The organism is Trinickia terrae (genome assembly GCF_005144415.1).
Taxonomy (GTDB): domain Bacteria; phylum Pseudomonadota; class Gammaproteobacteria; order Burkholderiales; family Burkholderiaceae; genus Trinickia_A; species Trinickia_A terrae.
Window position 1 is genome coordinate 257,615 of the sequence record NZ_SWJE01000005.1, and the last position, 24,513, is coordinate 282,127.

At 65.4% G+C, this 24,513-nt stretch carries 17 protein-coding genes and 2 pseudogenes; 8 read left to right on the forward strand and 11 right to left on the reverse strand.

What is annotated here, in order from left to right:
- Positions 1–57: 57 nt before the first annotated feature.
- The 3 genes from tssE to FAZ69_RS33825 are packed head-to-tail and all read right to left on the reverse strand — an operon-like array spanning position 58 to position 3,059.
- Positions 58–576, reverse strand: coding sequence for a type VI secretion system baseplate subunit TssE (tssE, locus tag FAZ69_RS10530; RefSeq protein WP_136894069.1), 519 nt, complete (start codon positions 574–576; stop codon positions 58–60).
- On the reverse strand, positions 563–1,432 hold the full coding sequence (locus tag FAZ69_RS10535; RefSeq protein WP_136894071.1) for a type VI secretion system accessory protein TagJ: 870 nt from the start codon (positions 1,430–1,432) through the stop codon (positions 563–565). The genes tssE and FAZ69_RS10535 overlap by 14 nt, the downstream gene beginning before the upstream one ends.
- A complete protein-coding gene (locus tag FAZ69_RS33825) occupies positions 1,416–3,059 on the reverse strand; it encodes a TagK domain-containing protein (RefSeq protein ID WP_240702178.1) in 1,644 nt (547 codons plus the stop codon). Before FAZ69_RS33825 ends, FAZ69_RS10535 begins: the two co-directional genes overlap by 17 nt.
- Positions 3,060–3,587: 528 nt before the next feature.
- Here FAZ69_RS33825 and tssH point away from each other — a divergent pair.
- The 4 genes and pseudogenes from tssH (at position 3,588) to FAZ69_RS10560 (ending at position 9,384) form a co-directional block, all read left to right on the forward strand.
- A complete protein-coding gene (gene tssH / locus FAZ69_RS10545; protein WP_136894073.1) occupies positions 3,588–6,263 on the forward strand; it encodes a type VI secretion system ATPase TssH in 2,676 nt (891 codons plus the stop codon).
- 315 nt (positions 6,264–6,578) lie between these two features.
- A complete protein-coding gene (locus FAZ69_RS10550) occupies positions 6,579–7,301 on the forward strand; it encodes a response regulator transcription factor (protein WP_136894075.1) in 723 nt (240 codons plus the stop codon).
- A gap of 340 nt (positions 7,302–7,641) precedes the next feature.
- A pseudogene (locus tag FAZ69_RS10555) lies at positions 7,642–7,975 on the forward strand (methyl-accepting chemotaxis protein); the annotation flags it as partial.
- Positions 7,976–8,076: 101 nt separating this feature from the next.
- The gene (locus FAZ69_RS10560; protein ID WP_136894077.1) at positions 8,077–9,384 is read left to right on the forward strand and encodes a solute carrier family 23 protein; all 1,308 of its coding nucleotides are present in this window, start codon (positions 8,077–8,079) and stop codon (positions 9,382–9,384) included.
- An 85-nt stretch (positions 9,385–9,469) separates the two neighbouring features.
- On the opposite strand, the gene FAZ69_RS10565 is transcribed toward FAZ69_RS10560, so the two are convergent.
- A complete protein-coding gene (locus tag FAZ69_RS10565; protein ID WP_136894079.1) occupies positions 9,470–11,143 on the reverse strand; it encodes a Na+/H+ antiporter in 1,674 nt (557 codons plus the stop codon).
- A 325-nt stretch (positions 11,144–11,468) separates the two neighbouring features.
- Here FAZ69_RS10565 and FAZ69_RS10570 point away from each other — a divergent pair, with 325 nt between their 5' ends.
- Both FAZ69_RS10570 and FAZ69_RS10575 read left to right on the forward strand, forming a co-directional pair.
- Positions 11,469–12,755: a sensor domain-containing phosphodiesterase gene (locus FAZ69_RS10570; RefSeq protein WP_136894081.1), complete on the forward strand. Its 1,287-nt coding sequence runs from the start codon at positions 11,469–11,471 to the stop codon at positions 12,753–12,755.
- Between the two features lie 57 nt (positions 12,756–12,812).
- On the forward strand, positions 12,813–13,538 hold the full coding sequence (locus tag FAZ69_RS10575; protein ID WP_136894083.1) for a copper homeostasis protein CutC: 726 nt from the start codon (positions 12,813–12,815) through the stop codon (positions 13,536–13,538).
- A gap of 63 nt (positions 13,539–13,601) precedes the next feature.
- On the opposite strand, the gene FAZ69_RS10580 is transcribed toward FAZ69_RS10575, so the two are convergent.
- Positions 13,602–13,829, reverse strand: a complete 228-nt coding sequence (locus FAZ69_RS10580; protein WP_136894085.1) for a SymE family type I addiction module toxin — start codon at positions 13,827–13,829, stop codon at positions 13,602–13,604.
- A gap of 429 nt (positions 13,830–14,258) precedes the next feature.
- Here FAZ69_RS10580 and FAZ69_RS10585 point away from each other — a divergent pair, with 429 nt between their 5' ends.
- Complete coding sequence (locus FAZ69_RS10585; protein WP_136894087.1) at positions 14,259–15,128, forward strand: hypothetical protein; 870 nt, start codon at positions 14,259–14,261, stop codon at positions 15,126–15,128.
- Positions 15,129–15,842: 714 nt separating this feature from the next.
- Here the strand turns inward: FAZ69_RS10585 and FAZ69_RS10590 are convergent.
- The 5 genes and pseudogenes from FAZ69_RS10590 to FAZ69_RS34445 all read right to left on the reverse strand — a co-directional run.
- Positions 15,843–16,175 (reverse strand): hypothetical protein, encoded by a 333-nt coding sequence (locus tag FAZ69_RS10590; protein ID WP_136894089.1) that lies wholly within the window; start codon positions 16,173–16,175, stop codon positions 15,843–15,845.
- A gap of 4 nt (positions 16,176–16,179) precedes the next feature.
- Positions 16,180–16,563, reverse strand: a complete 384-nt coding sequence (locus tag FAZ69_RS10595) for a putative holin (RefSeq protein ID WP_136894091.1) — start codon at positions 16,561–16,563, stop codon at positions 16,180–16,182.
- Between the two features lie 99 nt (positions 16,564–16,662).
- Positions 16,663–19,314, reverse strand: coding sequence for a glycoside hydrolase family 18 protein (locus FAZ69_RS10600; protein WP_136894093.1), 2,652 nt, complete (start codon positions 19,312–19,314; stop codon positions 16,663–16,665).
- A 181-nt stretch (positions 19,315–19,495) separates the two neighbouring features.
- Entirely contained in the window at positions 19,496–20,119 is a 624-nt protein-coding gene (locus FAZ69_RS10605; RefSeq protein WP_240702204.1) for an N-acetylmuramidase family protein, read from the reverse strand.
- Between the two features lie 6 nt (positions 20,120–20,125).
- Positions 20,126–20,413 (reverse strand): annotated as a pseudogene (locus FAZ69_RS34445) (peptidoglycan-binding domain-containing protein); the annotation flags it as partial.
- A gap of 317 nt (positions 20,414–20,730) precedes the next feature.
- On the opposite strand from FAZ69_RS34445, the gene FAZ69_RS10610 reads away from it, so the two are divergent.
- Positions 20,731–21,555: a winged helix-turn-helix domain-containing protein gene (locus tag FAZ69_RS10610; protein WP_136894095.1), complete on the forward strand. Its 825-nt coding sequence runs from the start codon at positions 20,731–20,733 to the stop codon at positions 21,553–21,555.
- A gap of 103 nt (positions 21,556–21,658) precedes the next feature.
- On the opposite strand, the gene FAZ69_RS10615 is transcribed toward FAZ69_RS10610, so the two are convergent.
- Complete coding sequence (locus tag FAZ69_RS10615; protein WP_136894097.1) at positions 21,659–24,214, reverse strand: hypothetical protein; 2,556 nt, start codon at positions 24,212–24,214, stop codon at positions 21,659–21,661.
- Positions 24,215–24,513 lie beyond the last annotated feature (299 nt).

The following is a 24,513-nucleotide window of genomic DNA, read 5'->3' on the forward strand; positions in this document are numbered from 1 at the left end:
CTCGATGTACTGCCCTCTTGGGGCGGCGAACGAAGAGAGCGGTGGGGTTGTTTTGTTTCAAGCCTGCTTGCGTGAGCCCGTATCGAGCGTGACCTTGTTCATTTCGACATCGAACAGGCTCTGGATGCGGAACTCGAGCGGGTAGGGCGACCATTGCATCAGCCCCTGAATCTCGAACATCAGCTTGTTGTACCGCATCGGCTCCTTGCTGTTGATCGGACGAATCCGAAGCGATTCGGGAATCAGCCGAGGCTCGAAGCGCGTGATCGCGAGACGGATCAGCTTCTCGATCGATTCCCAGTTGCGATCGGTGAGATAACTGCCCGACAGCGCAGGAATGCCGTAGTTGACGGCCGAAGCCGCTGCCGCCGGATAGCTCGACATGTCGATCTCGTCGTCGAGATTGGTCGTATTGAGCAGCAGGCTCAGGTCGCGCTGGACGATGCGGCGCATGCCTTCGTGATCGGGGGCATACGCGTCCGGGCGCTCGCTCTTTCGCTGCGGCTCATCGTCCATCAGGCGGTCGAGCAGCGACGGCAAGTACGCTTGCTTTTGCCAGGTCTCAGGCTGCCGCATCGCCGTTCTCGGTTTCCTGTGTTTCCTCGTCCTCGTGGATGAACCGGCAGTCGCCGATTTCGAGGAGGCCGAAGTCACCTTGATCCGTGGACCAGGTCTTCTGGCCCAGGGCGATCACGCCAGTGTTGCCGACGTCGGTCCAAGTCGTTTCGCGCGCGAGCTTGACCGGCATCGGGCCGAGTTCGGAGCCGGGGTAGCGCGTCGGCAGATAGCCGCGCAGAACCGTCGCGTTGCGCAGGATCGCCGTGACCGGGCGCCAGACCAGATCGGTCAGCGTCGCGGCCGGCGTCAGCGTGAGCGACTTCATTTCGTCGAACGGAATCCAGCGGTAGCCGCCCGCGACGGCCATTTCGCAAATCGGGCCGAGCCGGGTGTCGCTCTCGGTGAGCCATTCGAATGCGCCCATTTGCGTGCTTTCGCCTCGCGTCGCCGGCGCGTTGTTCAGCGCCGCTTCGCGCAGTGCGTCGGCTTCGGCCAGCTTGCCTTCGCCGAGCTTCGCATTGGCTTGCAGCAGCGTATCGACCCAGGCGGGATGCGGATCGATGGCGCCAGGCGTGCGTATTCCCGCGAAGACTTCCGCGCGGAACATTTCGCTCTGGATCAGCCCGCGATGCAGCTGGGCACGGGCTTCGCCTTGCGGCTCGAGCGACGCCCACGTTTGCAACTGCTTGAGCGCGCGCTCCCAATCGCCGTCGATGCACAGCAACTGGAACAGCAGCCAGCGCTCGCGAGCATTGGCCGGCTGCTTGCGGACGGTTTCCGTCGTGCGGGCCTTGAGGTCGTCGTAGGTTTGCGTCTGCAGCAGGTCGTGCAGCTTCGGCATGCCCGATGCGGGCAACTCAGCGTTGAGTTTCATCTTGGTTGGATTCCTCTTCGTCATATTGGGTGGAGTCGACCATCGGAATATGGCTGTCCACGCTAATCAGGTGATGCTCTTGTCGGGCCAGCATGGCTGGTTGCGGGAACAGCTGGCTGGGCGCGTTGCCGGGGGCGAGCAGCGACAGAATTTCATGACGCTCGTCCGCCTCGAAGATTTGCTCGGCGCCGAACTTGTCGAGGCTTTCGAGCACGGCGTCGATGTTGCGGTTGCTGCCGAGCAGGTCTTCGAGCAGCGAACCCTCGCCGTGGCGTTCCAGCATGTCCATGAACGGGTCGTTGGGCGGCGCGGCGATCGGCGCATTTTCGGTCGACACGTTCTTCAATTCATGCGAGGAGCCGCGAGTGCGATGCAAAAGCGTTTGCTTGTATTCCGCGGTGAGCGCAGCGAGCGGGTCCGCCTCTTCTTCGTCGTCGAGCATCAGCGGCATGCCGCTGCCATTCGATCCGTGACCGAGGACCGGAAGCGACGCGTGCCCGCCCGATGGATGATCGTGATAGCGATCGTCGAGCATGGTCGGTCCCGCCAGCGCGATCAGATCGCTGAAGTCGGTAGGTTGCGCGAGCGGAATGATGGCGGTGGACGAGGCATCCTCCGATGCATTTGTCCCGGATGCCGCAGGGCTTGCGTGTTTGGGCGTGTGAGCGGATTCCGGCGGCGTATCGAATACGTCCGCCCAAGCTGCGTCGGCGTGGGATTGGGGGGCGGGCTGGTCGTCCGGGTCACGAGACTCGGCAGTCTGCTCGTTCGATGGATGGGCGAGCGCGGCGACTGTGCCGGCCACGTCGAGTTCGTCGGGTTCGTCGTTCGGGTATGAGGCCGGAGCCGCGAGCGCAGGCGATTGCTCCGGCCCCGCGGAGGCTTCCGAGCGCGCTGTCCACGTTGGCTCGATAGACGATTCGGATAGCCACACGAAGGACGAATCCGCTTCCGGAAGCGACTTGAACGTTGGTTCCGGCGCGGGTTCGGAAGACGGCTCCAGCGACCACGCCGACGCAGTCTTCAAAGACGGTTCCCGATCCGCATCGGGCGCGGCGTTCACAAGCAGGCTCTGCGACGGTTCGTGAGCGGGCTCGCGTGCCAATCCGGTGAGCGGATTCTCCACCGGCCATGCGAAGGAGGGCTCGATAAACGGCTCAAAGGCCGAATGCACGGCAGAGTTGACAGGAGTGTCGCCATGCGCGGTGGGCGAGGTGGTTGTCTCGCTTGCCGGCGCGACGGCGTTTTCGGCTGCCGCGTGGCCCAGATGCTCGGCATGTGCAGCAGCGACGATGCCCGGTTCGTCGTGGGACGCGGCCGGGCTCGCGTCGAGAGTCTCGATTTCTTCCGCGTGTACGCCGTGTTTTGCATCGAGATTGTCGATTGCAGGCGAGACTGCATCGGCGGACGGTTCAGACGCGAGCGACGCGCTGCCGCTTGCCGTGATGCCTGCGTCAGAAGTAGAAAAAATGGTATCCGAAACATCAAAAGTGGAGATGCCGTCGCTGACCGGATTCCGTTCGGAGTCCGGCAGGAGCTGACCGTCGAAATGAACCGGCCCGACGAACATCTCGAGTCTGCTTGCTTCATTAGGGGCGATATCCCACCGCGCATAGTAGCCAGTCATGGTTCGACAACGCTCTTGAAGATTTTGAGAAAGGGGGTATGCCGGCGACGCTGCCTGCGGGAATGCGCGTGACGAAGCTAGCCAAGCAGGAAGTGCACGCGCCAGAGTACGTCTCGATGGGATGCTACTTCTCAGTGGGACGCGGAGATATCGGAATTGTCCTAAAGCTGGGGCAGTACCGCTGCGCTATCGTTATCGAGTTTTGTGGGGTTGGGAGATGAATCACGGGAATTACATCGCAATTCCGCACACGCTGGAGTCGACAAATTCCCAGCCATACGCATCACGAAAACCGGATTGAAGCGAGCTTGTTGAAATTGGCAAGCGAGCCACGTCCAGCTTTGATGGCGAAAGTTATCCAGTTGGCTGCGGAGTCTTCCCGGAAACGCAAGCTTCATTCAAATTGGTTGCCTTTTGAATTGGAGTTCATCTTATTTCTTTGCGTCTTTTCGCTTTCTTATAAATTGCTTGGCAATTCGTGCGATGAGTCGATGAGTCAAGCAAAATAAATTGTTTATCGAGCATCCTATGACCATTTCACGCCAGGCCCTGTTCGGCAAGCTCGGAGCCACGCTCTTCAAGAGCATCGAGTCGGCCACGACATTCTCGAAACTGCGCGGCAACCCGTATGTCGAGCTCGTTCATTGGCTGCACCAATTGATGCAGCTTCCCGACAGCGATCTGCATCGCATTGTCCGGCATTGCGGAATCGATCGCGCGGAGCTAGATCGAGACATGACCCGCGCGCTCGCCGCGTTGCCGGCCGGGGCCAGTTCCATCAGCGATTTCTCTCACCATATCGAGACGGCGATCGAGCGTGCCTGGGTGCTCGCGACGCTCACCTTCAACGACGGTTGCATTCGTAGCGCGTGGCTCGTTGCCGCACTCGTGGAAACGCCCGAGCTGCGCCGCGTGCTGCTGTCCATCTCGGTTGCGTTCGGAAAGATTCCGGTCGACGGCCTGCACGAGACACTGCCGGCATGGATCGGCGGTTCGCCCGAGGCCGAGGACGCGCCCTATGATCACAGCGACTTCGGATCGGCGATGCCGGGCGAGGCGTCCAATGCGATTGCCGCGCCGGTCAAGGGCGGCTCCGCGCTCGAGCAGTTCTGCGCGGACCTGACGGCGCGCGCACGCGCCGGAGAGATCGACCCGGTGGTCGGCCGCGAGCTCGAGATCCGGACGATGATCGACGTCCTGCTGCGCCGCCGCCAGAACAATCCGCTCCTGACCGGCGAGGCCGGCGTCGGCAAGACCGCGGTGGTCGAGGGGCTGGCGCTCGCGATCGCGAGCGGCGACGTGCCGCCGAAGCTGGCCGACGTGCGGCTGCTGAGCCTCGACGTCGGCGGCCTGCTCGCTGGCGCAAGCATGAAGGGCGAGTTCGAGGCGCGCCTGAAGTCCGTGCTGGAAGCGGCTGCGAAGTCGCCGGTTCCCGTCATCCTGTTCGTCGATGAAATCCATACGCTGATCGGCGCGGGCGGCCAGGCCGGCACCGGCGACGCGGCCAACCTGCTCAAGCCGGCGTTGGCGCGCGGCACGATCCGCACCGTCGGTGCGACGACCTGGGCCGAGTACAAGCGCCATATCGAGAAAGATCCCGCGCTCACGCGCCGCTTCCAGGTTCTGCAAGTGGGCGAGCCGGAGGAGGCGGCCGCCATCGACATGGTCCGTGGTCTCACGAAGACTTTCTCGAAACACCATGGCGTCGTCGTGCTGGATGAGGCGATCCGCGCCGCGGTGACGCTCTCGCATCGCTACATCCCGTCGCGCCAGTTGCCGGACAAGGCGATCAGCCTGCTCGACACCGCATGTGCGCGCGTTGCGTTGTCTCAATTCGCGCCGCCGCGCGAGCTGCAGGATGTGCGGCAGCGTTTGCAGTCCGCCCGTGTCGAACTGGATCTGCTCGAGAAGGAGGCGCGCATCGGCCTCGACGCCGACAAGACGCTCGCGTCGGTTCGCGCCCGCATCGATGTGCTCGAGACCGAAGAGCACGCGATCGAAGCCCGCTGGCGTGCGCAGGCCGAAGCGGCACAGGCGCTTCTGAACGCTCGCGAGGCTGCTTGCGCCGAAGAGGAGGAGAACGGCGAAACCCCGGCGCAACCGTCCATCGACTCGCTGCGAGAGCTCGAGCGCGCACTCGCGGACCTGCAAGGCGACGCGCCGCTGGTGTTCCCGGAGGTGGGCGAAGCGATCGTCGCGGAAATCGTCTCTGACTGGACCGGCATTCCGGTCGGCCGGATGGTGACCGACGAAGTGCTCGCGGTCCGTTCGCTGCCGGCGACGCTGGAAGCGCGCGTGATCGGCCAGTCCGACGCGATCCAGCAGATTTGCGAGCGCGTGCAGACCGCGCGGGCCGGCCTGACGGATCCGAAGAAGCCGCTCGGCGTGTTCCTGCTGGCCGGTCCGTCGGGCGTCGGCAAGACCGAGACGGCGCTGGCGCTGGCCGAGGCGCTGTACGGCGGCGAGCAGAACCTGATCACGATCAACATGAGCGAGTATCAGGAGGCGCATACGGTGTCGGGTCTCAAGGGCGCGCCGCCGGGATACGTCGGTTATGGCGAAGGCGGCGTGCTCACCGAAGCGGTGCGCCGGCGTCCGTATTCGGTGGTGCTGCTCGACGAGGTCGAGAAGGCGCACCGCGACGTCCACGAAATGTTCTTCCAGGTCTTCGACAAGGGCTATATGGAAGACGGCGACGGCCGCTATATCGACTTCCGCAACACGACCATCCTGCTGACTAGCAACGTCGGCTCGGATCTGACCGCGAGCCTGTGCGCAGACGAAGAGCTGGCGCCGGATCTCGAGGGCCTGCGCACTGCGCTTACGCCCGAGTTGCTGAAGGCCTTTCCGGCGGCGTTCCTCGGACGCGTCTCGGTCGTGCCGTATCTGCCGCTCGCGCAGCAGTCGCTGGCGCGGATCGTGCGCCTGCATCTCGACCGCGTCGTCAAGCGCATGGCGGAGCAGCAAGACGTCGAGCTTACGTACGACAGCCGCGCCGTCGACTACATCGTCGGCCGCTGCCTCGTGCAGGAGACGGGCGCACGCGTGCTGATCGGCTTCATCGAGCAGCACGTCCTGCCGCGGCTCGCGGCGCTGTGGCTCGATGCGATGTCGTCGAAGCTGTCGTTCAAGCGGGTGTCGATCGATGTCGCCGACGAGTCGGCAGCGCCCGCGGCCGCGCTGGTGTTCCGCGCGGAGCAATAAGCGATACGCGGCCGGAGCCGTGCCCGATGAGGGGCGCCGCGCCGGCCGCGCGCTGGAAATCACTACGCCGGAGGGATCGATCGTTGTGGCAAACGATCGCACTGGGGAGGCTTTCCGTCATTCAGCCGTCAGATGCATATTGCGCAACACGCGGTAACCGCCGCGCGTGGTGCAGTTCCGGTCGAGCGTTGGACCATGCCGGTTGCGAAGGTCCGGTCCGACAGAACGAGTCTTTGTGCTTGACCCGCATCGAATCCAGCTGAGCGGATATCGGTGCGGAGCGCTGCGGCCGGCGCGCAAAGGTTGGAGTGCAAATTGAACGAACGACAGACGCCGATACGCGTCGCCATTCTGGACGACCATGCCGTCGTCAGGCATGGCATCAAGGCTCATCTTGCCGAGCAGCACGATATTGCGGTGGTCGCCAGCTTCGCGCATTCGCGCGAGCTTCTTCAATGGCTGAAAAAGAATCCGGTCGACGTGCTCGTGCTCGATTACTCGCTCGGCCCGGACGAAATCGATGGCCTGAACCTCATCCAGATGATCCGGTCGCGTTTTGCGGATTGCCGGATTCTCGTTTCCTCGGCCTTCAATGCGCCGATGACCGTCGCCCTGACGGCTCGCGCCGGCGCGCGCGGCTTTTTCGGCAAGGACGAGAGCCTGCGCGATCTGGTCCGCGCGATTCGCAAGGTGCACGCGGGCGGGACCTACTTCAATTGCCCATTGGGGGCGGACGTGGCCCTAGCTGCCCCGATGCCGGCGAGCCGGCCTGGAGCGTCGTCGAGCGCACGCACGGAGCACGGCGATTCGAGCGCCGAGCTGAGCCGCGCGCCGCCGCGCGCCAAGCTCCCGCTGAGCCCGCGCGAATACGAGGTGCTGCGCTGCTGCCTCGCTGGCATGACGATCTCGGACATCGCGAGCAAGTTCTCGCGCAGCCCGAAGACGATCAGCGCGCAAAAGCACGCGGCGTTTCGCAAGCTCGGCATTCGTTCGGACTACGAGCTCTATGGCGTGTCGGAAGCGCTCAAGGCGACCTGACAAAAAAGCCGCCCAAGCTGGCGGCTTGAGCGGCAACGGAGAATTGCAACACTAGCTGCATGGCTTGAAAAGACATGCAGGCATCGAGTGTAGACAGTTCAAGCATCCATAAGAATGAGATAACGCCTAAAAATCGCCTTTCTCCCCGTTTTTGATTTCGAGATGTTTTAGGCCTTCATCGGTCGATGGCTTCGATATCTCTGCTGAATTTATCAAACAACAAACAAGCGTTGCCGAAAAATGACGGACCCGATCGTTTTGTTCTGACCATTATTCGCCGAGCCTTATGCTCAATATCCGGCATATCAAGAGCGGGTAACCCGTGCCGTAAACGCAAGCTGAGCTGATCGAGAGCTCGACGGCTCGCGTCGGCGGCGGCGCGGCGCTCGCCGAGCGCGCTGGGGAAACGATGGCCGAGGTCACGCAGGCGGCGCGTGACCGGCATCATGAGCGAGATCTCGGCGGCCTCGGCCGAGCAGAGTACGGGCATCGACCAGGTGAGCCGCGCGGTCGCGCAGATGGATCAGGCGACGCAGCAGAACGCGGCGCTCGTCGAGCAGGCGGCTGCGGCGGGATCGATGGCCGACCAGGCGCGGCGGCTCAAGGCGGCAGTCGCCGTGTTCGATCTCGGCGGGCGGGACCGGCGCGCCGCGGAGGCGCTCGGGGCGGGGTAATTCTGATTCGCTTGTCAGCGCAGGTGGCGCTCCTTAAACTCGCGCGTGATTCCAATACCCGCGCCGCATCAAGCGCCTAGAGCAAGAGGAGAACCCCCGCAATGGCCGATTCCTATTTCCCGCGCTGGAACAAGCAGCCGCGCGCCGTCGAAGGCCGGGTCGTCAATACCGACGAGCGCCTGCCCGGGCCGCAGATGCTCGCGATGGGCGTGCAGCACGTCGTCGCGATGTTCGGCTCGACCGTGCTCGCGCCGCTCCTGATGGGCTTCGATCCGAACCTCTGCATCTTCATGTCGGGGATCGGGACGCTGCTCTTCTTCGTGCTGGTCGGCGGCCGCGTGCCCAGCTATCTCGGCTCGAGCTTCTCGTTCATCGGGCTCGTCATCGCGGTGACCGCCTACGCCGGACACGGCCCGAACCCGAACATTCCCGCCGCGCTCGGCGGCATCATCGCCTGCGGCGTGGTGTACGCGATCATCGGGCTCATCGTGTCGGCGGTCGGCACGAAGTGGATCGAGGCGCTGATGCCGCCCGCCGTGACCGGCTCGATCGTCGCCGTGATCGGCCTGAATCTCGCGCCGATCGCGGTCAAGGGCGTGAGCGGGTCGACCTTCGATTCGTGGATGGCGCTCGTGACGGTGCTGTGCGTCGGCGGCGTCGCGGTGTTCGCGCGCGGCATGCTGCAGCGGCTCCTGATCCTGGTCGGTCTGTTGATCGCCTATGTGATCTACGCGATCGTCACGAACGGGATGGGGCTCGGCAAGCCGGTCGACTTCTCGATCGTCGCCAATGCCGCGTGGTTCGGGATGCCGCATTTCATGGCCCCGGTGTTCGACCCGCATGCAATGGCGCTCCTCGCGCCGATCGCGGTGATCCTCGTCGCCGAGAATCTCGGGCATATCAAGGCGGTGAGCGCGATGACGGGGCAGAACCTCGATCCGTACATCGGCCGGGCCTTCATCGGCGACGGGCTCGCGACCGTCGTCTCGGGCTTCGCCGGCGGCACCGGCGTGACGACCTATGCCGAGAACATCGGCGTGATGGCCGTCACCAAGATCTACTCGACGCTGGTGTTCGTCGTGGCGGCGGCGATCGCGATCCTGCTCGGGTTCTCGCCGAAGTTCGGCGCGGTGATCCAGACGATTCCGGGGCCGGTGCTCGGGGGCGTGTCGATCGTCGTGTTCGGGCTGATCGCCGTGACCGGCGCGCGGATCTGGGTGGTCAACAAGGTCGATTTCTCGGACAACCGCAATCTGATCGTCGCGGCGGTGACGCTCGTGGTCGGCGCGGGTGACTTCTCGCTGAAGCTCGGCGGCTTCGCGCTCGGCGGGATCGGGACAGCCACCTTCGGCGCGATCATCCTCTACGCGATTCTCCGGCGCGAAGCGGTGCGCGGGCCGGTGGTGTAGCGGGCACGGCGGTTATCGGTTCGGCAGGCCCTGCGGCGCGGGGCGCGCACTCGCATGCGGAGGCGGATACGAATGCCGCCCCGCCTTACATCGACGGCGCGTTCTTCCCCCGCGTCACTACCGCCGTCTCCGACAAGTCCACTTCCCGCATCAGCTTGTTCAGCGTCTCGTCGTTGATCGCCCCCTTCGCGACGAGCCGCATCAGCGCCGCGCGCTCGGCGCGCATCGCGGCGATCCGCATCTTCTGCTCCAGCCCCTCCATGCGTCGCGCCACATCGCTCGGCGTCTCGCCATCGCTGCCGAGCGCCGTGAGGCGCCGCCGGTAGTTGTCCATCACGCGCGCGGTCACGTCCGCGAACGAGGCCGCCGCCGATTCGTCGAGATCGGCGGCGAGCCTGTCGTGCGCCTCCTCGAGCGCGCGGATCGCCGCCTGGGCGGCGAGGATGCGCGCGTTGCGCTCCTCGGCGGCATGCGGGTCGCGTCCGCCGCGCATGCCGCGCAGCAGAAGCGGCAGCCCGACGACCGCGATCACGAGCGAGCCGAGGATCACGCCCGAGGCGATGAAGATCGCCGTGTCGCGCCCCGGCAGCGGCGTGCCGTTCGGCAGCACCTCCGGCAGCGACAGCACGCCCGCCAGCGTGATCGCGCCGCGCACGCCGCCGATCGTCGTCACGGCTGCCGTGCGCAGCCCCGGCACCGCGTTCGCGACGCCCTGCTTGGCGGCGCTGCGGCTCGCGAACCAGCGCAGCAGCCAGACCCAGGCGAAGCGCATCGCGTAGAGCAAGACGAGCGTCGCCGCGACATAGCCGATCAGCCTGAGGACGAGCGCGTCGCTTTCGCGATGCGCGCTCAGGAGCGCGCTGCCGATGATGTGCGGCAGCTGCAGCCCGAGCAGGATGAACACCATCCCGTTGAAGACGAATTCGATCATCGTCCAGGTGCTGGCGCCGCGCACGCGCGAGGACACGGTATTCATGCGCTTCGAGGTCACGAACGGCATCGTCATGCCCGCGGCCACGGCGGCGAGCACGCCCGATACGCCGAAATGCTCGGCGAACAGGTAGGACGCGAACGGGATCAGGAGCGTCAGCACGATGTTGGGGGCGGGGTCGTTGTCTTCGACGAGGGACGGCAGGCGCGCCGAGACGAACGAGAAGACGCCGCTCACGGCGACGCCGGTCGCGAGGCCGCCCGCGGCGATGACGACGAAGCTCAGCGACGCCTCGCGCAGCGAGAACACGCCGGTGAGCGCGGCTGCGATCGCGAACTTCAGCGCGACGAGGCCGGAGGCGTCGTTCATCAGCGCCTCGCCTTCGAGAATATGCATCAGGTTCGACGGAATCCGGTTCTTGCCGGCGATGCCCGAGAGCGCGACGGCGTCGGTCGGCGAGAGGACCGCCGCCAGCGCGAAGGCGACCGGCAGCGGCAGGCCCGGGATCAGCAGGTGCGCGCAGTAGCCGACGATCAGCACGGTCGCGAAGACGAGCCCGAACGCGAGCATCAGGATCGCGCGCCGCTGCATGACGAACTCGCGCTTCGGGATCCGCCAGCCGTCCGCGAACAGGAGCGGCGGAATGAAGAGCAGCATGAAGATTTCGGGATCGAAGGTGACGTGCAGGCCGAACCTGGGCCAGGCGAGCACGGCGCCGAGCGCGATTTGCGTCAGGGGCAAGGGGAGCGGGACCGGCAGCACGCGCGGCAGGATGCCGGAAACGGCGACGGCGAGCAGCAGGATCAGGACGGTGAAGACGATTTCCATCGGCGCGGCGAACGGGCGAAGACGAACACCGGCGCAGTGTAGCGCGGGGCTGTGAGAGGCCGTCTCGAATGACGCAGCCGGCGGTGCACTGCGATGGCGCGGCGGCGCGGGCGTTGCGCACCGCTTTGGTGCCGCCGGGCCGGTGCGTACCGCCTTCGACCTTGCATCTGATGCAAGCCGCATGAGCCGCTGCCGCGAAGGCGTGCGCCGCAGCGCGCATGGACCTTGCTTTCACCCGTCCGGTGACTACATTGTGAAGAATCAGAGGCCGTCCGATGACGACACCCGTCTTTCGTTTTTGCTTGACCAACGCGCCGAGGCCGACATGGTGACTGCGCTGCAGGAGACATCCGCGATTCCGGCGCCGCCCCCCGCCGGATTCGAACTCAGCGTGACTTCGGGGCTGCAGCGCTACGCCGTGCAGTTCAACGAGTTCGCGCTGACGAGTGCGTTCCAGCCGATCTTCAGCGTGTCGCACATGCGCGCGGTGGGCTACGAAGGCCTGCTGCGCGCGCACGACGCGCTCGACCGCCCGGTGCCGGCACTCGACGTGTTCGGCGAGGCGGCGCGCCACGGCGAATTGCACCATCTCGACCGGCTCGCCCAGGCGCTGCATCTGGAGAACTTCAAGATGCTCGGCGCCGAGCGCGAGTGGCTGTTCCTGAACGTGCATCCCGGCGCGTTGACCGATCCGTATCACGCGGCGGTGCTGTTCGCGAACCTGAAGCGCCTCGCGCTTTCGCCGCGCCGCATCGTGCTCGAAGTGCTCGAGCAGCGCGCCGAGGACCTCGACAAGCTCGCCGAGGGCGTGCGCCAGTTCCGCGAGGAGGGCTTCCTGATCGCGCTCGACGATTTCGGCGCGGGCCATTCGAACATCGAGCGGATCTGGCAGTTGAACCCGGACATCGTCAAGCTCGACCGCATCGTGCTTTCGCACGCGGCGCACCGCACGGAGATGGCAACGATCCTCCCGGGCCTCGTCTCGCTGCTGCACGAGGCCGGCAAGCTCGTGCTGATCGAGGGGATCGAGACCGAGCACGAGGCGCAGCTCGCGCTCGCCTGCGATGCGGACTTCGTGCAGGGCTATTTCTTCGGCCGCCCGAACCCGGGGCTCGCGGACGGCACGCAGGCGTCCGCCTGTATCGGCGAGCTCACCGAGCGCTACCGCGTGCAGACCGAGGCGCGAGAGCGGCGCAACGCGAGCCGTCTCGCGCCTTATGTGCGGGCGTTCGAGCGGGCCGCGGAGCGGCTGGCGGCGGGCGAGCCGCTCGACGAGGTCTGCTGGAACTTCCTCGGGCTCGATCACGCGGCGCGCTGCTTCCTGCTCGATGCGAACGGGCGGCAGGCCGGCAGCAACATCGTGCTGCGCGCCGACCGCGCCGCGCGCGAGACGCGCTTTTCGCCGCTTGCCGACGCGCAGGGCGCCAACTGGCTGCGGCGGCCGTATTTCCGCGCCGCCATCGAGGCGCCGGAACGCGTGCACGTCACACGGCCCTATCTGTCGATCAACGAGGCGATGCCGTGCGTGACGCTGTCGGTGGCGACGCGCGTGGGCTCGCAGCTGTGCGTGCTGTGCGGCGATATCGACTGGGTCGAGGAGGCGCCGGCTTGAGGGCGTAGCGATCTCCATCGCGTACGATTGGCGCATTTTCGTTGGCGGACAGGGAAGATGCGCGCACAACCGATTTTGCTCGAAGTCATCGCGACGACTGCCGCCGATGCGAAAGCCGCCGAGCGTGCCGGCGCCGACCGGCTCGAACTCGTCACCGCGATGGGCGAGGGGGGCTTGACGCCGAGCGTCGGCCTGATCGAAGCGGTGGTCGGCGCGGTGACGATTCCGGTCAACGTGATCGTGAGGCCGCACAGCCGCTCGTTCGTGTTCGATGCCGACGACTTCGCGGCCATGGCGCGCGACGTGCGCGCGGCGGCGATGGCCGGGGCGAACGGGGTCGTGACCGGCATGCTGACGGCATCGGGCGAGATCGACCGCGAGGGGTTGCGGCGCTTGAGCGATATCGCGAGCGAGGCCGGCGTGGCTGTCACGTTTCATCGCGCCTTCGATGAGACGCGCGATCTCGCCGAGGCGTTCGACGTGCTGCTCGGGTTCGATGCGGTGACGACCGTGCTGACTTCGGGCGGAAAGCCATCGGCGCTCGACGCGCGGGAGACGGTCGCCGAACTCGTGCGGCGATCGCGCGGCACGCGGTGCACGGTGCTGGCAGGCGCGGGGCTGACGATCGGCGCGGTGGCGGGCTTCGTGCGCGATACCGGTGTCGATGCGGTGCACTTCGGCAGCGGGGTTCGGATCGGCGGCAGCGGATTGGGCGCGGTCGATGAGGCGCGCGTCGTTCAAGTGCGCGCGGCGCTGGATGCGGTGACCGGTGTTCAAACGTAGAGGGCGGCCCCCGCTGGCGACAGGAACCCGGTTTTGAACCGGGTTCACTGCCTGCGTGGTCGCTTAAGCAGGCGTGATCACAAGCCGCTCGTGTTGGACTTCGATCTTGAGACGCTGCCCAGGCTTGAAGCCGGCGTGCCCAAGCCAACAGCCGGAGACCTTGAACCAGGGGTAGAGAGGCGGATCGGTGCGATAGCCGTGCAACTTCCAACGGCGGTAGCGCCACGATTGCTGAATCGTGACATGTCGCTCGGGAAGAGCGGGACGTGGGGTAACATTGGCGTCAGCCACGGTTGACTCCTGTGGTGAGTTGGCTGTGGTCAGCGGGTCGTGAGTGTTGGTAGCACTTGCGGCCCGCGCTGCGTTTACGGCATCAGATGCGTGTGTGCCTCCTGTGCAAGCGGTTGGGTTTGGCGGAAGTCATCGAATCACTGTATGGATAATCAGTTATCCGATCAACCTATCCGTTCGGCCGAGGGGTAAATGCGGGGAATCGGAATTAGTGAGACTGCGACCAGGGCTGTGGAACTGCAATTACCGAATTGCTGGGACTGGCCCGGGTTAAGCGTGTGGACAAGACCGAAGGGCAATAATCGACCCGTTGCGGTCCTTCGCGAGATTGATTAGGCTCCCCGAAAGCGGCCCTTCAACCTCTATACCTGGGGGGCGACCTTCCCAGGTTCGATGTCCATTTCTAACATCAGGTGCGTCGGAGGCCGGGTGAACTTGCTTTGGTATTGGCTCGTAGAGCCGCACAGGGGCGGCCTTAACGACACGGGTCGGAATGCAGGACTGACGCAGGACGTAACGTTCCATGACGGATCGCACCTTGACGTTGCCGTCTATCTCGACGAGCACGCGCACCCCCACTTCGTTCGAGTGAGGGCATTCGACGCTGTTGACATCTACGACACCGCTCGTTTTCTAGACCACGTGTCGGTCCTCGCAGAACATATGCTATCCGTGTTGAAGGTGACATGGAGCGAGCGAACCGCCTACGTCCCGCTGAGTTTTTTCTGTCAGGAAGCTGAAGATGGTACGGGCGCGTCCATGCTGCTGCAGGATATGGGTGAAAGGGTGTTTGCTTGTGACGCGGCTCGGTCGCTCTTCGTCCACACGATGGAGGCAAGGCAGTCCCTGAGGCTGATCACCGATTCGCTAGACCCCGGCATCCCGGCTCAATATCGGTATCTTTCGCTCTACAAATTCCTTGAGATTCGATATCGCAACGACAAGGACCATTGGGACTGGGACGCCCTAGAGGCGGCATGCGCGCCACAGCTAGAACAGTTTGCAGCTCTGAAACTCGACCGAGATCTTCGGGGTGAACTCGAGCATTTACGAGACAGCTGTGCTCACATCAAATCGGGGAAGGGCAATAAGCGGCGGCTCGGCGTGACTGCGCTCCATCCGAAGGCACGGCGAGAACTAGAGAGGTTCATGCCCATCATGGCTGAAATCTGCCGCGCCGTTTTCAATGCCGACATGGCGGGAAAGGTGGAACTCAATCAGCTAACGTGGACGCCGGGCTTACAGAAACCATCTACGCCGCAGGGAGACGCAGTGGGGCCGGAGGGAGCACCGTCTTAGCTGCTCCGAAATCACCTGAAGCGGGTCGTTCTCCACTGACAGCTATTGGCCGAACTGATACGGCTCCCACCTACGTCAGTCTCACGATTTCGTGGCGCCAAGCCGGCCACTCTCACGATTTCCGCGTCAAGACCCGAGCGCAATGCGACGAAATGATGGTTAAGCCAGTGATTCCTGGTGGGTCGCAGTCTCACTAATTCCGAGCTCCACCAGTAAAGACGTGCGGGCCGTTTGTCGCGCGCGGGGTGGGGCGACAAGGTCCGCCCTTGTCGCCCCTGAACCGCATCAGCCGCCGGAGCGGCCTCGTTCACGCATTGCGCATTGAACGATCAATTACTGGGCCGTTTCCTCCGCATGCGCCGTATCGCAAGACAAGGCTCGTCAGGCCTCTGCCGACAGTCAGCGCTAATTTGATTCGACTCGGCGTAATTCCGTGCCGCGTGCGAACGGGACGTACGGCGAGCGGAGACGGTAGCCCCCAAGACCGCTACCCCGAACAGGACTGAGTGCGCTTCGGCCGAGGCCGTCCGCCGAGGACGCGCTTTTGGTTACTTTTGGCAAGGACAAAAGTGACCCCGGTCCCGGGGAGGGACGGACTGTACGGAACGCTGCGAAATCAAAGTTGGACGATAACGGTAGCGGACCAACCCAACCCGAACGAACCGCCACGAAATCAAAGTTGCACGCCAAGCATGGACACGCCCTAGCCACGCCCTAACCGCCCATCCGCGAAGCCTTCAGCGCCCTCCACAGCGACCGCATATCACCGCGCGTCGCCAGCACGAGAGCGAGCGTCAGTGCGTGCGGCAGCAGCTCGGACGGATCGACAGGCAGCCAATACCAGCCGCTCCAGACCCGCACCGCGATCGTCGTATAGACGAGCGCGATGCCGAGCCGCAGCGCGCGCGCGGGCCACGAAACCGGCGTGCCCGCCGCGATCGCCGGAAAGAGCAGCCGCAGCACGATCAGCGTCGCGATCACGCCGTCGGCGAGCACGAGAGACAGGTCGAGCCAGCCGTGCGCCGCGAAATAAGGAAAGAGCCGCATCGCTTCATCCTTTGGGAAGTTTGTCGACGAGCCACGCGTAGAGCAGGTCGAGCGCCGGTCCGACATGACGTTCGCCCCAGTCGAGCGCAAGCACCGCGAAGCTCACGAGCGCCGCGCTCGCGGCGAATCCCGCGAACCACGAGTCGACGTGCGGATAGCGGGACACGATCCATTTCGCCAAAAAGTAGCCGCCCACGAGCGACACGACGAAGTACACGCACTTGCGCCAGCGCGTGGGCTCATGCGAGCGCGTGAGGTAGACGAGCGCGCCGCACGCGACCCCGAGCGCGATCGCGACGTCGGCCGGCATGTGCAGCGTGATGAAGGTGATGTCGTGCGCCGGGCCGGTGCCGGCATCCTGGATGGAGGAGTCGGGAGCAATCGGCATGATCGGTATCGGTTCGGTATCGGTGCGAACGGGGCAAGGCGCGGCGTGCCGCAATGTTCCGCGGCACGCCTGCCTGCCTACCTCAGCGGCGAGCCCGCATCAGGCAAGGCCGAGATCCAGCCAGACCTTGCTGTCGCCGGACGCCTGCGTGCTGGTGTAGTCCGGATTGCCAGGCTCCTCGTTCGCATTGGCCCACCACTTGGCGCGGTACTTGTGCAGCGCACCGCCCTGGTAGCCGTTGGTCACTTCCGAGCCGGCGGAGTACCCCTGCGGTTTCCAGGTGCCGCCGCCGCCGCTGCCCTTCGCGAGCACGGTCAGCGTCACCGAGGCGACGTCCTTGTCGCCCGCGCCGCCGCTGCCCGTGACCGTCAGCGAGATCGCGTAGTCCGTGTCGACGCTGACGCTCGGCGCCGTCGCGGACGCCGTGGCGGTGTCGGAGCCGTCGAAGTCCAGCCCCCTCGCGGACCACTTGTAGAGCAGCTGCGCCGGGCCGGTGGAGCCGAGGCCGCTCAGGCTGATCGGCGAGCCGCTTTCGACCCGCGTCTTGCCCGTGATCGACGCGACCACCGTGCCGCCGCTCGTCGGGCTCACGTGGAGGTAGATCGCGCTCTGGTCGATTCGCGAGCCGTTCGACACCGTGAGCTTGACCCAGTAGTAGGTGTCGACGGCCACGGTCGGGGCGATGCCGCTCACCACGGCGTCGGTCGAACCGTGGAACGGGAAGCCCGTCGCATCCCACAGGTAGGTCAGCGCGTTGCCGTCGGGGTCGAACGATTGGTCGGCGGCCAGCGTGAAGCCGTCGCCCGATTCGAGCTCCAGCGTGATCCGCGCGACGGGCGGCGCGTCGCTGCGCGTCTTGACGACCAGCGTTTGCGAGGTCGAGCTCGTGCGGCCCTGGTTGTCCTTCACCGTGAGCGTGATTGAGAACGAGCCGGCCTCCGCGGGGGCCGTGCCGGAGACGATCGCCGTCGTCTTGCCGTCGACGAAGCTCAACGACGGCACGCTGCTCCACGCATAGGTCAGGCCGGTGCCGACCGAGCGCAGTCCGGTCAGCTCGACCGTGTCGCCCACGTACACCTCCTGCGGGCCGTCGATCACGGCGACGGGCGCCTGCGCGTCCACGTTGATGCCGTAGAAATAGAACGGCGACATGTCGATCGCCTGCTTGCTGAGCGTGTTGCCGAGCCCTTCGCGCGCAGCGTTGGCGAGCACGCCGTTGTCCATCTCGATGGTCCAGGTGAACAGGCCGCCGAGCCCTTCCTTCTGCACGTACGCGCCTTTCTCCTTCACCGAGCGCGGCGTGTCGATCGACAGGTACAGCTGGAGCGCCGGGCTGTAGAGGTAGTCGGCGTTGGCTTGCAAGTCCGTGTAGACGTTGAAGCCGTTCATGCCGCTCTGCTTCTCCAGGTCGAGGAAGTTGTAGAGGATGTCGTAATACTCGCTCACGCCCGATTCGAACGTGCCGGTCGTCGTGCCCGTGCCCGGGTCGTAGGTGCCGGCGAGCGGCGACCAGCTCGAGATGTTCGCGTTGCGCAGGCTGCGGCTGTAGGCTGCGTAGCCGATGTAGATCTTCTTCGACTGGACGCCGCTCTTTTTCAGGTACTGGACCGCCGTGTCGATGCTGTGCTCGGTCTCGTCGTCCGGGTTGGAGCGGTACAGGTTCGTGTGATGCGCGACCTTGGGCGCCCACGGCGTGCCGACGAAATCGTAGGTCATCAGGTTGATGCCCGTGACGCCCGCCGACAGCATCCCCGGAATGTCCGCGAGCGCGAGCGATTCGAGCGACGCGCCCACCGCGATGCTGACTTCGACGCTCGGCAGCGCGGCCTTCAATTCGCGCACGAGCAGTTGGAAGTTGCCGGCGTCTTCAGGACCATGCGGGTTGCCGTTGCCGGGCATGCCCGGGTATTCCCAGTCCAGGTCGACGGCCGTGAACATCGGGAAGCGGGTGAGGACGTAGGCGATGCTGGCGACCAGCGTGGCGCGCCGCGCCGGATCCGCGGCCAGCGCGTGGAACGCTTCGCTCATGGTCCAGCCGCCCAGGCTGAACGCGAGCTCCAGGCTGGGATTCTTCTGCTTCAGCAGACGCAGCCCGCCCAGCACGCCTTGCGCCTTGCTTTGCTCGAACAGCGCCTGATAGTCGTTGCTGACCCAGCCCGTGAAGCCGCAGTTGCGATACGAGGCGACGTCGCCCCACGCGTCGACGAAGGTCGCCTGGTTGGTGCTGCGGCCGAAATCGACGGCGGCCTGCGCGATGATGTCCTTCTTCTCGCCCTGATCGCCGACGATGCCGGCGAAGCCGATCACGATCCGGTCGTAGGCCTTGGCGTCGAGCAGCATGAGATCGACGCCGCGTCCGCACTGGCTATCGCCGTAGCTGCCTTCGTAGCGTCCGTCGTACTGGGACCAGTCGGTGTAGTAGCCGAACACCTTGTACGCGTTCTTCTCATAGGTGTTGTAGACGCGTCTGGCGACCCGGCCGGACGTGTAGGAAAGCTTCTCGGCCTCCTTGGCCGGATCGTAGCCGTTCTGGCTGTACTTTTTCTCCGTCCCGCCCACGGAAAGCGGATAGTCCGTGTTGCCGGGATCGCTCGGATAGACGAGCTTGCTGCTTTGCCGGCCGCCCTTCACCTTCGGGCGCCATTTGCCCGAGAGCGCCGGCGCCGTGCCGACGGGGTCGCCCGGCTTGCTGCGAAAGACCGGCGCGCTGTCGCCTGCGCCGCCCTTGCCGTCGTTGTTCGATTGCGTCATGAGAAAACCTCGCTGAAAAGGATGGGATGTCGCCGATGACCGGCCAAGCCTCGATGCCGGGGCGACGGAGAAATCGTCCGGGAACGCGGCGGCGCGCAACATGGAGGATCGATGGAAGACGCGATGTCAGCGCGGCGGGGGCGAAGGGGCGCGATCGGACGCCGCCGTTTCCGGCGGCGCTTCACGCCGCGCGCGGGGAAACCAGCGCGTCGAAATGCGCATAGGCTTCCGCCAGGCGCACGTCGTAGGCGTTCGCGCGGTAGTTGCGGCCGTTGTAGCCCTCGGCGAAATTCGCCCAGTTCCGCGCCTGCAAGGCGCGGTGCAGCGCCGGATTGCCATGGATGAAGGCGGCGAACGCGTCGAGCTGGCGCCGCTCGCTCTCTTCCATCGCCTCGACGAAGCGCTGCACGCTCGCATAGCCGAGCAGCTGCCAGTGAAAGCCCATGACCTGAAAGAGCCCCCAGCTGCACGACTCGAGCGCGGCGGTTCGCGATATGGTGATCGCACGGGCAAGGCGTTCGTATTCGGCCGCGCCGCCCGCGTAGCCGCCGGGCCGCGTGTTCACGATCTCCGGGTCGCGCGCGGCGCAGGCGTTCGCATCCAGGCCGGCGCAGAGCAGGCGCCGGTACATGATGTGCCGCTCGAACAGGATCTTCGGCCGCCCGTCGAGCAGAAAGCCGAGGCCCGCCGTCTCGACGCTCATCACCGCGTAGAGGGTGCTGCGGGGCACGCCGAGCGTTGCGGCCGCGTCGGCAAGATCGGCCTTCCCCAGCAGATGGAAAGTGCGAGCCTGCTGCTCGAGCATTTCGCGCGTGCGGCTGCAGATCACGCCGGTATCGGCAATGCCGTGGCGCCGCTGAAACGATTCCAATGCGGACTTGGTCTTTTCGCCAAATACTCCATCCAGCTCCAGTGGGCCGTCCCTTAATAGAAGCGTCCGCTGGAGATAAAACACATCTTCGTTGCCGATTCCTTGCGTCGACATAACTGTCTCCCGCTTTGCTGAATTAATCGAATGTGATGGCGCTATTCGCGGCTTCTCGCGCTCGGGTATCGGCGCGATAGCGCATGGTGATGTCGGCGGGTTATGCAGTGCCATAGAAGAGCGGCCGGCGAATGCGCTTTTCTCTTTCCAATTTCCGCGCGGCGCCGCCTGGGATTCGCGCAGGAGCGCGGCTGGCCGGGCACGGTTGAGCCGAAGGGGCAGGCGCAAGAACTCGTGGGGGATTTTAAAGGCCCCGCAGTATAGGAATATCTATATATACAAACTGTTCTGAATTTTATCGATTTATTTTATTGGATATACCCATTCTGCATATATGGCTGGCGCTAATTCGGTGGAGGCCTTTTCCATAGGTTGGCCGATTTTATCCCGCTACGCTGGGCTCCCTTTTCAACCACCAAGAGGGATGTCCTATGAACCGCGTCGTGGATGGGTTTTACTTTGACTGGGACGGGGATCGCGTGGTGCGGGGAAGCATTGAAATAAAAATATCGGGTCAGGAAAAAATGCTGCTTCGTCTATTTGTGGATGGGGGCGAATCGGTAAAGACGAAAGACGACCTGCTCAATGCAGTGTGGGGGCGGCGAGCCCCTTTCGTGGACGAGCTGTATCTGACCCAGCTGATCTATCGCTTGCGCAAGTCGCTGCGTGCCGTGGGCCTGGGCGCGCACATCGTGACCGTGCCGCATGTCGGGTATCGCTTCGTTCCCGTGCCGCTTGCCGAGGCGCCGGGCGGCGCGGACGAGCACGGCGCCTCCGCCGGGCAGGGCTTGCGGCGCACGCGCGGCATCTCCGGCCTGCTCGCCCGGCTCGGCCTGGCCGTCTCCGGGCCGCCGCGCTCGCCGGCCGCGCTGCCGTTCGAGCGCGACGCCCTGCTCATCGACGCCGATGCCGGCGTCGCGAGCTATCGCGGCGCCACGGCCAAGCTCACGCGGCTCGAGCAGCGGCTTCTCGCGGCCTTCACCGCGCGGCCGGACGCCGTGTTGCCGAAGCGGGAACTGATCGCCTGTATCTGGAGCGAGGCGGACGGCGTCGACGAAAACTGCCTGACGCAGCTCGCGTCGCGCCTGCGCCGGTCGCTGCACCCGCTCGGGCTGGACGACCGCGTCATCGCGATTCCCAAGGTCGGCTACTGCTTTCGCTCGCTGCCGCGGGGCACTGGCGACGATGCGGGGGATCCCGAACCACCCGCGAAGGTGTTCGGGCGTCATCGGCTCAAACTCGCTTTCTACCCGTAGCGGGCGGTTTGAGCGCCATGCCGCGCGCTGTCGCGGCATTCGAACAAAAAAAGCGGCGATACGCGAACGTACCGCCGCCGGAAAAATGAGCGCGATCGCCCCGTCAGTTCCCGGTGCGCAGCGAGATCGGACCGTCCATGTACGCTGCGATCTTTGCGCCGGTCCACGGGCCGGTCCTGCCGATATCGCGGACGATGCCGGTCGTCGCGCCCCCGCCGAGCTGCACCGAGAAGATGCCGCGCAGCGGGAAGTCGCCGTAGGCGGGCTGGCCGAGGTCGAACGGCCCGCGCGTGAACAGCTTGCCGACCGGCTCGTTCGTATAAGGCGCCGGGAAGTGGGCCGGCAAGCGGAAGTTGCGCACGGTGGCGTTGATGTTATCGGCGTCGGCGCCGATTTCCGGCTGCCCGAACAGATAGCTGCCGCCCGTGCCCCAGTTCTGCGAATCGAACGGATCGGCGACGGCGTCCGACGCGTCCGGCAGACGGCTCGCCGGATACTGCCACGGCATGACGGGCTTCTTCAGGCGCCGGCTCAGCCACTTCACGAAGTCGAAGAAGCGCGGCCATTCGTGCGGAGCGCCGTAGCAGTAGCTGTTCCAGTACGAACGCAGGGTCAGGTCGTCGGCTTCGTAGCGGTCGACCGCGTGGAAATCGGCGCCGTAGTCGCCGTCGAATACCCCGGCCTTCAAGGCGTATTCGCCGGTGCTTTCCGCATAGGCCTTCACGTCCGCGTCGCCGTAGACCCACGTCGATCCGCCCACGCCCCACAGGTTGCTCTGCCAGCCCAGCGAGACCTTGCCGCCCGCCACGGCGCGCGTGAGCCAGTTGACGCTGCGCACGTAGCCGCGGAGGTCTTCCGTGATGTCGTCGGGGATGACGAGCGCCGCCGGCAGCCGGCCGCGCCGCACGGATTCGGCGATCGCCTCCTGCAGCGGCGCGCGCACCGGCACCGTGCCGCCGTCGATCGGACCGGTGACGGGCAGGTTCTCCTGCTGGCAGGCGCCGAGGAAGTCGGGATTGACGATGACGGCTCCCGCCACGGGATGATCGGCGTCGGCGGCATCGCGCAGCAGCGACAACGTGAGGATGTAATTCGCGTAGGCGTACTTGTGCCGTTCGGCGCTCTTCAGGATCGACTTCGTGTCGCCGAGCGACAGGTTGCAGGTGTACGAGATCATGATCGGCAGCACGCGGTGGCCGCCGCCCACCTGGGCTTCGATGCCGCGCGCGAGCTGGATCGTCCGCTCGGTCGCGTAGTCGCGGTCGAGATAGGTGTTGTCGTCGCCGGCGCCGTCGTTGCCCGCGTACTTGAAGATCGCCGAGGCCCGCGCCGCCGCGAAATCGTCCTGGTTGGTCGGCGTGAGCTGCGCGCACGCGCCGAAGCTCAGGAACCCGGGGAAGCCCGGCACGACGAGGTTCGCCGAGCGCTTGATGCGGACCGAAAGCGGCGTGCCCGCCGACGCATCGAACTCGGCCGGCTGCGCCTCGACCGTATAGATCACGCCGTTGTCGATGAAATCGCTCACCTGCGCCGTATAGCTGCCAGGCTCGAGCAGCGACGGGAACGCCGTCGTGCCGTTCTGCAGGGAGAGGCGCGCGGCGTAATCGGCATCGGCGCGGGCGAGGCGCAGCAGGAACGTGTTCGGCAGCGGCGTATCGGTCTCGACCGCGACCGGCTGCGAGATGTACCCGGTCGTGTCTAGCTTCCTGCGCTCGACGGAGGACCAGTCGATCTTCACGCCGATCAGCGCCGTGCCGAGCGTGAAGCCGAGCGGCTCGAAGGTGTACTCGTAGTTGTTGAGGCGTATCGTCCGCGTGCGGACTTCGACGCTGCCTTGCGCCGGCAGGCCGCTGACCGGCGTCGTGTGGCCGACGGCGCTGTCGAAGCTCGCGAGCACGGCGCCTGTTGCGGTTTCGACGATGTCGACGGCGAGCGTTTCCGTGCCCAGTTCGTCGAAGAGGTCCTGCGACACGGTGACATCGAGCGCCCCGTGCTTGACGACGCGCCCGAACGTCACGCGCAGCGACACGCTTTGCCCGGCGGTCACGGTGATCGAGGCCGCCGACGGCACCACCGGCGCGCTGACGGTGCCGCCTCCGGTGGCGACCGGCGCGGCGCTGACCGCGTAGGTGCCGGCGGGCAGCGTGACGTCCTGAACGGCGCCATAGGTCAGCGAGACATCCTCGACGATCGTGCCGTACTGGAAGCGCACCACGGGGCTCACGTCCGCGAGCGCCGGATCGGGGCAGGCCGCGACGTCGGCCTTGACCGTGCCGCCGACGTCGGGTTCTTCGTCGGTGCTGAGCACGAACGAATCGAAGTACTGCTGCGCCGCCTCGCCGCGCAGGTCGCCGCCGACGCCGATGTGCAGCGTGACCGCGCGTCCCGGCGCATAGCGCGGCGCTTTGAGGAAGATCTTGAGCGTCACGTCATAGAGCTTTTCGGCGATGGGCGCGTTGACGACGTCGACGGCGGCGTCGAGCCACGGGTCGGCGTTGACGCTGCCCTGGGTGACTTCCGCCGGAGACTTGAAGTTCAGGAAGAGGTACTGCTGCGCGACGAGGCTGCTCCCATCCGCGTTCTTGATGCCGGAGACGACGAAGGTGCTCCACCATTCGCTGGCGCCTTCGGCACTGACTTGTGCAACGAGCTTGGTCATGTCGGATCCTGGTGAGAAGAAGAGAGATGAATCGGCACGTACGCCGCAAGCGGGCGATACGTGGCGAACATCGTCGCGGCCGGGTCCGGGCGCAGAAATGGAGCAGCGATGGAAGAGGGTGCTGGCGTGGATGGAGGAACGCCGGCGCAAGGGCGATGCGCCGGGTTATAGCTGGAAGAGTTTGCTGTTGCAGCTGGGGGCGGGGCCGGGTCCTAGAGCGTATCTTGCGGGGCGCTGATGTTGTGTTGTTTCCCAAGGCTTACGTGAAAACTTTGAATTCGCAGCGTTCCGTATAGTCC